The following is a 14331-nucleotide window of genomic DNA, read 5'->3' as shown; positions in this document are numbered from 1 at the left end:
CCGGTAAAATAGGTTAAGAATTATTAATAATACTTATTTTTGCGCATCAAAAAAACAACACTTACAGTTCTTCGTCTAAGGTGTATCTTGATTTATTCAAATGTAATCCAAAACATTACAATTGACTCCTTTTGACAAAGAAATAAAAAACACTATTTAGTACAAATGAGAACAGATGCTTTTGCTTTAAGACACATTGGTCCAAGAGAGAATGACCTTCAACACATGTTGAAAACCATTGGAGTTGATTCTATAGAACGACTCGTTTATGAAACCCTTCCAGATGACATTCGTCTAAAAGCACCACTGCAATTGGATCCTGCAATGACAGAATATGAATTTGCGAATCACATTCAAGAATTAGGTAATAAAAATAAAGTTTTCCAATCTTATATTGGTTTAGGATATCACCAAGCGATTGTTCCTGCTGTTATTCAAAGAAATATTTTTGAAAACCCAGGATGGTACACCGCTTACACTCCTTACCAAGCCGAAATCGCACAAGGTCGTTTAGAAGCAATTTTGAACTTCCAAACGATGGTGATTGAATTAACAGGTATGGAAATCGCCAATGCCTCACTTCTTGACGAAGGTACAGCAGCAGCTGAGGCTATGGCTTTACTTTTTGATGTAAGAACCCGCGATCAAAAGAAAAACAATACCAACAAATTCTTCGTTTCTGAAGAAATTTTACCACAGACTTTATCTGTTTTGCAAACACGTTCTACGCCAATCGGAATAGAATTGGTAGTTGGTAACCACGAAACTTTCGAATTCTCGGAAGACTTTTTTGGAGCTATGTTGCAATATCCAGGTAAATTCGGTCAAGTATATGACTATTCACAATTTATTTCAAAAGCAGCTGCTAACGAAATAAAAGTAGCCGTTGCAGCAGATATTTTGAGTTTAACAAAATTGACGCCTCCAGGCGAAATGGGAGCAGCTGTAGTGATTGGTACTACACAACGTTTCGGAATTCCATTAGGATATGGTGGGCCTCACGCAGCGTATTTTGCAACCAAAGACGAATACAAACGTAGTATGCCGGGAAGAATAATCGGTGTAACTGTTGACACAAACGGAAACCGTGCACTTCGTATGGCATTACAAACACGCGAACAACACATCAAACGTGACAAAGCGACTTCAAATATCTGTACGGCGCAAGTATTATTGTCTGTAATGGCGGGTATGTATGCGGTATATCACGGACCTAAAGGCTTACGCTATATCGCTAATAAAGTACACGCCGTGGCTGCAACAACAGCTAACGAATTGGCTAAATTAGGGTACGAGCAAACCAACAGTGCTTTCTTCGATACTATTGTAGTGAAAGCTGAGGCTCAAAAAATAAAAGCAGTAGCGGAACAAAACAACATCAACTTCTTCTATATCGACGAAGCAACAGTTTCTATTGCATTCAACGAAACTACTAGCATCGAAGACGTAGCCAAAATTGTTAGCATTTTCGCTGCCGCAAAAGGAAATCAAGCTCCTGAAATTACTGAATTAACAGTAACCAACCACTTCCCAGAAGAATTAAATAGAACATCTTCGTTTTTACAACACGACGTTTTCAATAAATACCATTCAGAATCAGCAATGATGCGTTACATCAAAATGCTAGAACGTAAAGATTTATCATTAAACCATTCGATGATTTCCTTAGGTTCTTGTACAATGAAATTGAACGCAGCTTCAGAAATGTTGCCATTAAGCAACCCACAATGGAATAACATTCATCCTTTTGCTCCACTAGATCAAGCGCAAGGATACCAAGAAATGTTGCGCAAATTAGAACAACAATTGAATGTAATCACAGGATTTGCTGGTACTACTTTGCAACCTAACTCTGGAGCACAAGGAGAATATGCCGGATTAATGGTAATTCGTGCGTACCACCAATCTCGTGGAGATCACCACAGAAACATCGCTTTGATTCCATCTTCAGCTCACGGAACCAACCCAGCATCTGCAGCTATGGCAGGCATGAAAGTAGTGGTAACCAAAACTTTGGAAAACGGAAACATTGACGTAGAAGATTTACGTGAAAAAGCGATGCTACACAAAGACAACCTTTCTTGCTTGATGGTTACTTATCCATCTACTCACGGGGTATTCGAAAGTGCTATCCAAGAAATCACCAAAATCATTCACGATAACGGTGGTCAAGTTTACATGGACGGTGCGAATATGAACGCTCAAGTAGGTTTGACCAATCCAGCTACTATTGGTGCTGATGTTTGCCACTTGAACCTACACAAAACCTTCGCTATCCCTCACGGTGGTGGTGGACCAGGTGTTGGACCAATTTGTGTAGCTCCTCAATTAGTTCCATTTTTACCAACAAACCCAGTAATTCCAACAGGAGGAGAACATGCAATTACCGCTATTTCTGCTGCACCTTGGGGATCTGCTTTAGTTTGCTTGATATCTTACGGATACATTTCAATGTTAGGTGCTGAAGGATTAAAATCAGCAACGGAACACGCTATTTTAAATGCCAACTACATCAAAGAAAAACTAAACGGTCACTATGACACTTTATATTCTGGTGAAATGGGGCGTGCCGCACACGAAATGATTTTGGAATGTCGTCCTTTCAAACAAAAAGGAATCGAAGTAACTGATATCGCTAAGCGTTTGATGGATTATGGTTTCCACGCGCCAACCGTTTCTTTCCCAGTAGCAGGTACCTTAATGATCGAACCTACCGAAAGTGAAAACTTAGAAGAATTGGATCGTTTCTGTGACGCTATGATTTCCATCCGAAAAGAAATCGAAGCAGCAACTATCGAGGACAGTAATAATGTATTGAAAAATGCACCACATACTTTAGCAATGCTAACTGCTGAAACTTGGGATTTCCCATACAGCAGAGAACAAGCTGCTTTCCCATTAGAGTATATTGCCGAAAACAAATTCTGGCCTACTGTGCGCAGAGCCGATGATGCTTATGGCGACAGAAACCTAGTTTGTAGCTGTGCGCCTATTGAAGCATATATGGAAAGTTAAGGCTATTGCTGAAGTACTTACTATAACCCGACAAGTTTTGAATTTGTCGGGTTTTTTCTTTTTCAATGAACGGGAAAAACACTGGTTTCAATCGATTGAAATCCTCCTAAAATTTAAAAATTATTAAAAAATAAACAGTATTTCTATAAATTAATTAGTATTTGATAATTATATGCATGCATAGTAAAAATTATAGCTTAGATTAATTTTTAATGCTTACTTTAGCCTATATAATGCCAATTTTATACCCGATGAAAATACAAATTACAGGAATCGGAAGTTATATTCCGACTCAAAAAATTCTAAATACCGATTTTGATCAACATATATTTTTAAATGAAGACGGGTCAGCTTTTGCTTATCCTAACGATGTTGTCATTGATAAATTCAAAGGGATAACAGGTATTGATCAACGTCGTTATGCGGCGGACCATTTGAATTCTTCGGATTTGGCTTTTTTTGCTTCTGAAAAAGCTATAGAAGATGCCAAAATTGATCCAGAAACCATCGATTACATCATTTATGCCCATAATTTTGGCGATGTAAACCACGGAACCATTCAGGCAGACACCTTACCTAGTTTAGCAACCAGAGTAAAAAACAAATTGCAAATCAAGAATCCAAAATGTGTGGCCTACGACATTCTTTTTGGTTGCCCAGGATGGATTGAAGGCGTACTACAAGCCAATGCCTTTATCACCTCTGGAATGGCAAAACGTTGCTTAGTTATTGGAGCTGAAACCCTATCAAGAGTAGTGGATTCGCACGATAGAGACTCCATGATTTATGCTGATGGTGCTGGTGCAGCCATTATCGAAGGCTCAGATTCTGAAACGGGTATGCTCTCTTACGAAAGCGGCACTTTTGCCATAGACGAAGCCAATTATCTGTTTTTTGGAAAATCATACAATCAAGATTTGAATCCGAATACACGCTATATCAAAATGTATGGCCGTAAAATATACGAATTTGCATTAAGTAAAGTCCCTGCAGCGATGAAAAGTTGTTTGGACAAAAGCGGCATCGACATTAGTGACGTGAAAAAAATTCTAATTCATCAAGCTAATGAAAAAATGGATGAGGCGATCATCAACCGATTTTATAAACTTTACAAACAAACGGCTCCCAAAGACATTATGCCTATGAGTATTCATGAATTAGGAAACAGTAGTGTTGCAACTGTACCTACGCTATTTGATTTACTTACCAAAGGCCAAATTGAAAACCATGAAATTCACAAAGGAGATGTTATCATGTTTGCCTCCGTTGGAGCCGGAATGAATGTCAACGCCTTTGTATATCGTTACTAGTAGCGATTAGTAACTAGTCCTAAGTCCTTAGCTCAAATTGTGCTAATCACTATGGACTAATGACTATTTTTCAGGAGCAAATCCAGCTATCCACTACAAGTCCTCGCCCTGGAGTTTATTTTTGCAAGGCGCCTCAAGAGCTTCTTTTAGTCGCTTTGATGCACCAGCAAAAATTAAACCCCATTGCTGTGGGCTTTTCGTTTTTATCTGGGCTATACCATGCCTTCAAAACACATATAATTTGTATATTTGCGCCTTTGTTTCCAAAAGGTCAACACCCATAACTATGTACGAGAAAACATTTCCAAATAAACGATTCAAGCATACTTTAGAATTTTTACAAAAACACATCACTACCCAAGAAACCATTTTTGATTTAGGCGTTCCCAACCCTTTCTCAAAAATTATGGAAGAAAATGGATATACCGTAAAAAACACCACTGGCGAGGACTTAGACAACAATCAAAACGCCTTACAATCTGAAGACTATACGGTTTTTACTGCCTTCGAAATCTTTGAACATTTATTAAATCCCTATACCGTTTTACAAAATGTAAAATGCGACAAATTATTGATTTCAATCCCTCTTCGTTTATGGTTTTCACCTGCTTATCGTAGCAAAACCGACATGTGGGACAGACATTACCACGAATTTGAAGACTGGCAATTGGATTGGTTATTAGAAAAAACAGGTTGGAAAATCATCGCAAGAGAAAAGTTTACGCATCCCGTAAAAAAAATAGGATTCCGTCCGCTATTGCGTTTTTTCACGCCAAGATATTATATTGTTTACGCTGAACGAGCCTAAAAACAAATCACAAAAATGAAATTCCAATTTCCAATTTTGGACTCATCCAATCATTTGGAATTTGGAATTTTAAAATTTTGGAATTTTATTTTTTATGAAATACTATATCGTCATACCGTCTTATAACGAAGAAGCTTTAATTGGTTTGACACTGCAATCACTGATTTCGCAAACGGTTTTGCCTTCAAAAATTGTAGTGGTCAATGACAATTCAACAGATAGAACCGCTGATGTTGTATTGGAATTTGCTAAAAATAACCCATACATAAGTTTGGTCAATAAATCATCAGAAAACATACATCTACCGGGAAGTAAAGTCATTCAAGCTTTTGAAAAAGGATTCGAAACCTTGGACGACAACTATGATTTAATTGTAAAGATTGATGCCGATTTAATATTTCCTTCCAATTATTTTGAAACCATTATCAAACATTTCCAGTCCGATGAACGCATTGGCATGGTGGGTGGTTTTTGCTACATCGAAAAAAATGGGGAGTGGATATTAGAAAATTTAACCGACAAAGACCATATTCGTGGGGCGCTAAAAGCTTATCGAAAAGAAACTTTCCAACAAATTGGCGGGCTAAAACCAGCTATGGGTTGGGACACCGTAGACGAGTTATTATGCAAGTTTTACAATTGGAAAGTAGTCACCGACGAAAGTTTGCATGTAAAACACCTCAAACCAACGGGCGCAAGCTATAACAAAGCCGCTAGATACAAACAAGGCGAAGCTTTTTACAGCTTGGGTTACGGATTTATCATCACGTCAATTTCATCAGTAAAATTGGCCATACGAAAAGGGAAACCCCTATTATTTATTGATTACATATTGGGTTTTTGGAAAGCAAAATCATCCGGGAAACCTTTATTTGTAACAGCGGAACAAGCTAAATTTTTCAGAAATTACCGCTGGAAAAAAATGAAAGAAAAACTGTTTTAACCAGCAGTTGAAAACTAATTACTATTTTTGGTACTATTTTACAACCTATGATGCTAATTCGCTACATCTCACAAATCGGGAAATACTTTCTGATGATCAAAGAAATCTTCATCAAACAAACCAAATGGTCTGTGATGAAAGATTTAATTTTTAAAGAAATTGATGATCTCATCATTAATTCAATGGGAATCGTTTGTTTTATTTCATTTTTTGTAGGCGGCGTAGTTTCTATTCAAACCGCTTTAAACTTAACGAATCCATTAATTCCAACCTATCTCATTGGTTTTGCCACCCGACAATCTGTGATTTTAGAATTTGCACCTACATTTATTTCAGTAATTATGGCTGGAAAAATGGGGTCATTCATCACTTCTAGCATAGGTACAATGAGGGTTACCGAACAAATTGATGCCTTAGAAGTAATGGGCGTTAATTCGCTTAATTATTTAGTGTTTCCAAAAATAATTGCACTATTATTATTCCCCTTTGTGATTGGAATTAGCATGTTTTTAGGCATTTTTGGAGGCTGGGTAGCTGCTGTTTATGGTGGATTTACTTCTAGCGAATCTTTTATAACTGGGGTTCAATTAGATTTTGTGCCTTTTCACATCACTTATGCTTTTATCAAAACGCTGATTTTTGCCATGTTATTGGCGACTATTCCTTCTTTTCATGGATATTATATGAAAGGTGGCGCTCTCGAAGTGGGTAAAGCTAGTACCGTTTCATTCGTATGGACTTCGGTTTGTATTATTACGTTCAATTACATATTAACACAGTTACTTTTGGGAGCATGATCGAAATAAAAAACATAGAAAAATCATTTGGAGGGAGTAAAGTATTAAAAGGGGTTTCTTGCTTGTTCGAAGCAGGAAAAACCAACTTAATTATAGGTCAGAGTGGTTCAGGAAAAACGGTTTTATTAAAAAGTTTACTAGGTATACATTCGCCAGAAAAAGGAACTATTTCTTTTGATGGTAGAATTTATTCTGAATTATTCCCCGAAGAAAAAAGAGAATTACGAACAGAAATTGGGATGGTATTTCAAGGGAGTGCTTTATTTGATTCGATGACTGTTGCCGAGAATGTTGGTTTTCCCTTAAAAATGTTTACGCACAACACCGCTTCAGAGACCCGAGATCGAGTGGATTTTGTTTTAAAAAGAGTCAATCTGATTGATGCCCATAAAAAATTGCCTTCGGAAATATCTGGTGGAATGCAAAAAAGGGTAGCTATTGCACGTGCGATAGTGAATAACCCAAAATATTTGTTTTGTGACGAACCTAATTCAGGTTTAGACCCCAACACATCTACCATTATCGATAATTTGATTAAAGAAATTACTGAAGAGTACAATATTACCACCGTGATTAATACTCATGATATGAACTCCGTTATGGAAATTGGTGAAAACATCCTATTTCTAAAAAATGGAATCAAAGAATGGCAAGGAACCAAAGAAGAGATTTTTAGAACCGATAATCAAGCCATTGTTGATTTTGTTTATTCTTCTAACTTATTCAAAAAAGTTCGGGAAGCTTATTTAAAAGGATAGAAAATCACATAAAAAAAGAGGCTTCATGCATTGGCAGAAAGCCTGTTTTTTTTAGCATTTTTTTGGGAATTAATTAATATCCATACTTCTCCTTCCATCTATTTTTCAAAAACTCTCGAATACTGTTTTCTCTCGAGTTATTACCGGGAACATAAATAGGCGTGTTGCTCAGTGCTTCAGGAAGGAATTCTTGCTCGGCAAAATTGTTCGCGTAATCGTGCGAATATTTGTATTCTTCACCATAGCCCAACTCTTTCATTAATTTCGTAGGAGCGTTTCTTAAGTGTAAGGGTACAGGCAAATCTCCGGTTTGTTTTACGATTTGTTGTGCTGTACCAATGGCCATATAAGAAGCATTGCTCTTTGGGGAAGTTGCCAAATACACCGCACACTGACTCAAAATGATACGGCTCTCAGGATAGCCAATCGTAGCCACCGCCTGAAACGTATTATTAGCCATAATAAAGGCCGTGGGGTTAGCATTGCCAATGTCTTCACTTGCCAAAATCAACATACGTCTGGCTATGAATTTAACGTCTTCGCCACCTTCAATCATTCGAGCCAACCAATATACCGCTCCATTGGGGTCACTCCCTCGAATCGATTTTATAAAAGCGGAAACAATGTCATAATGTTGTTCTCCCGTCTTGTCATACAACACTGTATTTTGTTGCACCAATTCCAAAACCCGCTCATTGGTAATAATAATCGGTTCCGAGGCCGAGGCATTGACTACCAATTCAAATATATTTAGCAGTTTTCTACCATCGCCTCCAGATAATCGCAGCAAAGCTTCGGTTTCTTGTAATTCAATTTTTTTGGTAACCAAAATGGCGTCTGCTTTCATTGCTCTTTCCAACAAAGACTCTAAATCCTGTTTCGTAAAAGCATTCAAAATATACACTTGACAACGCGATAACAATGCGGGAATCACCTCAAAACTCGGATTTTCTGTCGTAGCACCAATCAAAGTAATCCATCCTTTTTCCACCGCCGCCAATAGCGAATCTTGTTGCGATTTACTAAAACGATGAATCTCATCAATGAACAAAATTGGGTTTTTGGCCGTAAACAAACCGCCACTTTGTTTGGCTTTTTCAATTACATCCCGAATGTCCTTCACCCCAGAATTGATAGCGCTCAATTCATAAAAAGGGCGTTTAGATTCCTGTGCAATAATCTGCGCAAGCGTAGTTTTGCCAGTCCCAGGAGGTCCCCACAATAGGAGCGAGGGGATGATTCCGTTCTTAATTTGTTGCGTTAACGAGCCGTTTGGGCCTACCAAATGTGTTTGGCTAATATAATCGGTGAGTTGTTGTGGCCGAATACGTTCTGCTAAAGGTGCTTCCATCTTGCAAAAATAAACAATTTTTATAGTTTTCAGGAGCCAATCCAGCTGTACATTACAAGTCCTCGCACCGCGCACTATTTTTCTAGGCATAAAAGGAGCTTCCTTTGGTCGCTCTTTTCTACCAAGAAAAATTAGAGCGCGGCACTCCGGGCTTTCCATTCCCATCTGGGCTAAACCTACCACGACACATTGGGTATGACAATTTAGCATTTCTGCTATTTTGGATGTATTTTTGAGAGACCAATAGCATAGCATTTATCCTATGGAAGAAAACCATTTTCAATTTCGTAATCGAGTAGTCTTATTGCCACTACTTTTTTTATTGACCATATGGATAGTCTATTGGTTAGAAATCCGTTTCCATTTCGATTTTGATAAAAATGGTATTTTACCCAGAACTTTATCGGGACTCCAAGGTATTCTTTTCAGTCCTTTCATTCATTCTGATTTGACACATTTGTATAATAATTCCCTGCCGCTACTTGTGTTGCTGTCTGCTCTGTGTTATTTTTATCCTAAGCAAACGGTTGCTGTTCTTTGCTACGGAATAGTTTTGTCTGGTGTTATTACTTGGGTAATTGGTCGTACTAATTATCATATTGGTGCTAGTGGACTCATTTATGTTTTAGTCAGTTTTATATTCTTTAAAGGAATTCAAACCCAATACTATCGTTTGGTAGCACTCTCATTAACTGTAGTTTTGGTTTATGGTGGATTGATTTGGTATGTCTTCCCCGAAGTAGATAATACCATTTCTTGGGAAGGTCATTTAGCGGGCTTTATCACTGGTTTTTTGTTATCTATCGTTTTCAAAGCCGAGGAGTATCAAAAAATCTACAAATACGAATGGGAGCGTCCAGATTATGATCCTTCCCAAGACAAATTTATGCAGCGTTTTGACGAGAATGGCAACTTTGTCAATCCACCCAAGGCAGAGGTAGAGGAGGAGATAGATCCAATAATGGAGTATTTTACTTCCAATTTGCCCATTCATTACGATTGCGTACCCACACAAAAAAAGGAACCAAAACAAGAGTCTTGATTCCTTTGTGATATTTATTCTGGTATAGATCTATGTAATGTGCATCCTGTAATCTGCCTTCTATAATCTAACTTCTCTGTCTTACTGCTTCATACAAAAAAGCACCACAAGCTACTGATACATTTAGTGAACCAATAGTTCCAAACATAGGTAGTTTAGCTTTCTCGTCAATGATTTTTAACACCGATGGATTAATACCTCGGTCTTCAGCTCCCATTACAATAGCAGTAGGTCCAGATAGCGTTACATCATACAAACTTTGCTCAGTTTTCTCAGTTGCTGCAACAGTAGTAATGCCACTTGCTTGAAGTAAGAAAATAGCGTCTTTAATATGGTCTACTTTACAAATCGGAATATTAAAAACAGCTCCCGCCGAAGTTTTTACGGTATCTCCATTTACAGGCGCCGATCCTGATTTTTGAACGATTATTCCATTCACACCAGTACATTCAGCCGTTCTGATGATAGCTCCAAAATTTCTAGCATCAGAAATTCCATCCAATACTAAAAATAACGGATTCTTCCCGTTTTCAAGAACTGTCTCAATCAAAGATTCTAAATCAAAAAAGGAAATAGGAGAGATGGTAGCTACCGCGCCTTGGTGATTGTTAGGTGTGAGTCGGTTTAGTTTCTCAACAGGAACATAAGAGAAATTGATATTTTCTCTTTTCATGACTTTCATTAAGTCTTTCATTAATTCGCCACTAGCTTCCTTTTGTATGTAAACTTTATCTACTGTTGCCCCTGCTTGAATCGCTTCAATGATGGCTCTTATCCCAAATATTTGATGTTCTTTTTCCATAAGACAAATTTAGTTTTTTTTATTAGTTAAAAAAAACAAAAAAAATGTAATATATTATTTACTTTCAATTAATTTTTAACAAGTGTAAGTGTTAAAATTATGGGTAACACTTTTATTTTTTTATTTTTTATTTTTTTACAAATTGCTATTTTTTTGTTTGTTTTTATTGGAAATATAAAACTGAAAATGGTATTAATTGTTCTTATATGCTTGATATGTATAAATATTTAACATTTAGGCGTGTGTTTTGTTATAAATGAAATTATACGTAAATGGTTAAAATATATGTGTGCAAGTTTGTTTCTTTAAGAAATTATTAAGATGTTTGCGCTATAACTAATTCAAAATTTTTAATATGAGATCAAAATTCAAATGGATTTCAACACTACTTTTAGTGTTTGTTTTGCAAATTTGTTTTGCGCAAGAAAGAACAATTTCAGGAATTGTCACTGACAACGCAGGAATACCTATTCCTGGAGTAAATGTCCAGATCAAAGGCAGTAAAAATGGAACACAAACAAATTTCGATGGAAAATATTCGCTAAAAGCGAGTACAGGAGATTTGATTATTTTTTCATTTGTTGGGATGACTGATTCGACAGTTAAAGTAAATGCTTCAAACATCTTAAATGTTGCATTGAAAGATGGTAGTGTTGCTTTGGAAGAAGTAGTAGTAGGTGCTTTAGGTGTTAAGCGTAAAGAAAAAGCTGTTGGATATGCAGCTCAATCAATTAAAGGTGCTGAATTGACAGAGACTAGAGAGACAAATCTAGTTAATGCAATGAGTGGTAAAATTGCAGGTGTGCAGGTAACCAACAGTTCTGGAGCAGTTGGCGCGTCTTCTAGAATCGTTTTAAGAGGTAATTCATCCATAACAGGTAATAATCAGGCTCTTTTTGTTGTTGATGGTGTGCCTTTTGATAATTCATCTTCAGGTAATGCTGGTTCTGGTGGAGGTAGAGATTTACCTAATGGTGCAGCTAGTATTAATCCTGACGATATTGAAAGCATGACAGTTCTGAAAGGACCTAATGCTGCAGCTTTGTATGGTTTGAGAGCTAGTAACGGGGTTATTATTATTACTACAAAATCAGGAAAAAAAGGAAAAGGTGTTGGTTCAGTTACATTTAATTCAAACTTCACATTTTCTAATGCTTTGGTAATTCCAAATTTTCAAAATAAATATGGTCAAGGATCAACTTCGGATTCTTTTAAATTTGTTGATGGTGCTGGTCATGGTATCAATGACGGTGTTGATGAAAGTTGGGGGCCTGCTCTTGATAGAGGTTTAAGTTTTGTACAATGGGATTCATTTAAAAATGGTGGAGCTGCAACTCCGTGGGTTTCCCATAAGAATAATGTTAAGGATTTTTATGAAACTGGTTATACAAATTCTAATACTATTTCATTTTCTTCTGGTACTGAGGAAGCTAGTTTTAGAATGTCAGTTGGAAATACGGATCAAAAAGGTATTCTATATAACACAGATTTTAAAAAATTTAACGTTAGTTTAAATGGTAACGTTAAAATAGGTGAAAAATTAACAGCTGGGGTTAATGGTATTTTCTTTAATGATAAGAGTAATAATTTACCAACCGCAGGTTATAATAATGAAAATGCTGCTCAACAATTTATTTGGTCAGCTAGAAGTGTTAATTTTAGAGATTTAAAAGATTGGAGAAACTTACCTTTAGCGCCTGCGGGAACTGCTGCAGCTGGAACTCCTATTAACTGGAATAATAATTTTCAAAACAATCCATATTGGGTATTAGATACAAATATTAATACTTATGATAGGGATAGAGTTACGGGGTCTACTTATGCTACATATGAAATTGTGAAAGATTTAACGGCTACTGGTAAAGTAATGTTAGATCATTATTCTCAAAGAACAACAGGTAGACAAGCAAAAGGGACAAATAGTGCTGGTGATGGTTCATATAATGAAAATACATTACGTTATTCAGAGGTAAATGCTGAAGCTACATTGAGTTATAAAAAGCAAATAAATGATGATTTTAATTTGTCATTAAATATTGCTGGAAATAAAATGAAAAGAACAAGAACTCAGACTTTCGGTCAAATTACAGCTTTGGAATTGCCTGATTTGTATAATCTTTCAAATAACAAAACTGGTTCAACACCTATTTATGGAAATGATTATAACGAAGTTAGAATTGGTTCTGTATTAGGGTATGGTCAATTGTCTTATAAAGACTTTGTTTTTATAGATTTCTCTGGTAGAAATGATTGGGCAAGTGTATTACCGAAAGATAATAATTCTTTCTTTTATCCTGCGATTTCAGGTTCTGTTGTGTTGTCTGAAATACTTGGTTTACAGGAGTCTACTGTCAACTATATTAAAGTAAGAGGAGGTTGGTCTAAAGTAGGGGGTACTGGAGCATTAACTGCTTATAATTTAAATTCTACTTATGATTTGAATAATAATGGATGGGGAAATCAAGCCTCAACTCCTGCGACTCAATTTAATCCTAATTTGAAACCTGAATCGGTTGTTGGTATTGAAGCGGGTGTGGATTTGAATGCATTCGACAATAGATTGAGATTAGGAGCAACTTATTACACAAAAACAAGTTCTGATTTATTAGTTCCAATTCAGGTATCTGCTTCAACAGGTTTTACTAGCCTTTGGGATAATGTAGCAGATATGACTAATAAAGGGATTGAATTGCAATTGGGAATTACTGCTGTTAAAACAAGTGATTTTTCTTTTGATATTGATTTGAATTTTTCTAAAAATAAGAACAAAATTGAATCTTTAGGAGGTTTGGATACCTATATTTTAGGAGGTCAGTGGGGAGTAACTCTAGAAGCACGCCCAGGAGAGGCTTACGGTTCTCTTGTAGGTAGAGGTTTTGAGAAAGACGACAATGGTAATGTTATCTATAAAAATGGTTTACCTGTAATTCAAACAGATAAAAAAATATTAGGGAACATTACTCCAGACTGGACTGGTGGCGCTAATTTTTCTTTTAAATACAAAAATTTCGATTTAGGAGCACTTGTTGATGCAAAAGTAGGTGGTGATGTTCACTCTATGACTTATGCATGGGGAAGATATGCGGGTACTTTAGAAGAAACTTTAATCGGTCGTGAAACAGGGGTAGTTGGTAATGGAGTGAAATCTGACGGAAATGGCGGATATGTTACTAACGATGTAGTGGTAAGTGCTAAAGAATTTAATCAAAATTCATTTGGTAATACAATAGAAGAAAGTGCGATTTTTGATGCTACTTATGTAAAATTAAGAAATGTTTCTATAGGATATACTTTTCCTAAGAAATTGTTTAAAGGAACTGGTATTGAGGATTTCAAGTTTTCTTTAATCGCTACAAACTTGGCAATTTTGTATAAAAAAGCGCCTCATATTGACCCTGAAACTGGATTTAGTAGTGATAATGGTGAACAAGGTCAAGAATTTGGTCAAATTCCATCTACTCGTAACGTTGGTTTCAATATAAATGTTAAATTTTAATTTCTATAA

10 protein-coding genes are annotated in these 14331 nt (G+C 36.3%); 8 read left to right on the top strand and 2 right to left on the bottom strand.

The genetic code is table 11. The features are described 5' to 3' along the window. Positions 1-165: 165 nt before the first annotated feature. The 6 genes from gcvP to ACSVH7_RS09420 all read left to right on the top strand — a co-directional run bounded on the left by gcvP (position 166) and on the right by ACSVH7_RS09420 (position 7631). Positions 166-3015, top strand: coding sequence for an aminomethyl-transferring glycine dehydrogenase (gene gcvP, locus ACSVH7_RS09445; protein ID WP_438066447.1), 2850 nt, complete (start codon positions 166-168; stop codon positions 3013-3015). Positions 3016-3266: 251 nt separating this feature from the next. After that, positions 3267-4325 (top strand): 3-oxoacyl-ACP synthase III family protein, encoded by a 1059-nt coding sequence (locus ACSVH7_RS09440; protein WP_438066446.1) that lies wholly within the window; start codon positions 3267-3269, stop codon positions 4323-4325. 286 nt (positions 4326-4611) lie between these two features. Beyond that, a complete protein-coding gene (locus ACSVH7_RS09435) occupies positions 4612-5133 on the top strand; it encodes a methyltransferase (RefSeq protein ID WP_342690509.1) in 522 nt (173 codons plus the stop codon). 94 nt (positions 5134-5227) lie between these two features. Then, positions 5228-6076 (top strand): glycosyltransferase, encoded by an 849-nt coding sequence (locus ACSVH7_RS09430; RefSeq protein ID WP_438066445.1) that lies wholly within the window; start codon positions 5228-5230, stop codon positions 6074-6076. Positions 6077-6123: 47 nt separating this feature from the next. Continuing rightward, positions 6124-6873: an MlaE family ABC transporter permease gene (locus tag ACSVH7_RS09425; protein ID WP_438066444.1), complete on the top strand. Its 750-nt coding sequence runs from the start codon at positions 6124-6126 to the stop codon at positions 6871-6873. Then, positions 6870-7631, top strand: a complete 762-nt coding sequence (locus tag ACSVH7_RS09420) for an ABC transporter ATP-binding protein (RefSeq protein ID WP_438066443.1) — start codon at positions 6870-6872, stop codon at positions 7629-7631. Before ACSVH7_RS09425 ends, ACSVH7_RS09420 begins: the two co-directional genes overlap by 4 nt. Positions 7632-7704: 73 nt before the next feature. Here ACSVH7_RS09420 and ACSVH7_RS09415 read toward each other — a convergent pair whose 3' ends face one another. Further along, entirely contained in the window at positions 7705-8982 is a 1278-nt protein-coding gene (locus ACSVH7_RS09415; protein WP_438066442.1) for a replication-associated recombination protein A, read from the bottom strand. Between the two features lie 262 nt (positions 8983-9244). On the opposite strand from ACSVH7_RS09415, the gene ACSVH7_RS09410 reads away from it, so the two are divergent. Further along, a complete protein-coding gene (locus tag ACSVH7_RS09410) occupies positions 9245-10024 on the top strand; it encodes a rhomboid family intramembrane serine protease (RefSeq protein ID WP_438066441.1) in 780 nt (259 codons plus the stop codon). Positions 10025-10091: 67 nt separating this feature from the next. Here the strand turns inward: ACSVH7_RS09410 and rlmB are convergent, their stop codons facing one another. After that, positions 10092-10826 (bottom strand): 23S rRNA (guanosine(2251)-2'-O)-methyltransferase RlmB, encoded by a 735-nt coding sequence (gene rlmB, locus ACSVH7_RS09405; RefSeq protein WP_159687123.1) that lies wholly within the window; start codon positions 10824-10826, stop codon positions 10092-10094. A 355-nt stretch (positions 10827-11181) separates the two neighbouring features. Between rlmB and ACSVH7_RS09400 the strand changes: the two genes are divergently transcribed. Then, a complete protein-coding gene (locus ACSVH7_RS09400) occupies positions 11182-14322 on the top strand; it encodes a SusC/RagA family TonB-linked outer membrane protein (RefSeq protein ID WP_438066440.1) in 3141 nt (1046 codons plus the stop codon). The last annotated feature ends 9 nt before the right edge of the window (positions 14323-14331 follow it).

The sequence above is a fragment of the Flavobacterium sp. TSSA_36 genome (genome assembly GCF_051547165.1).
Classification (GTDB): domain Bacteria; phylum Bacteroidota; class Bacteroidia; order Flavobacteriales; family Flavobacteriaceae; genus Flavobacterium.
The sequence above is the reverse complement of the archived record's forward strand: the minus strand, read 5'-3'. Positions and strand labels throughout refer to the sequence as shown.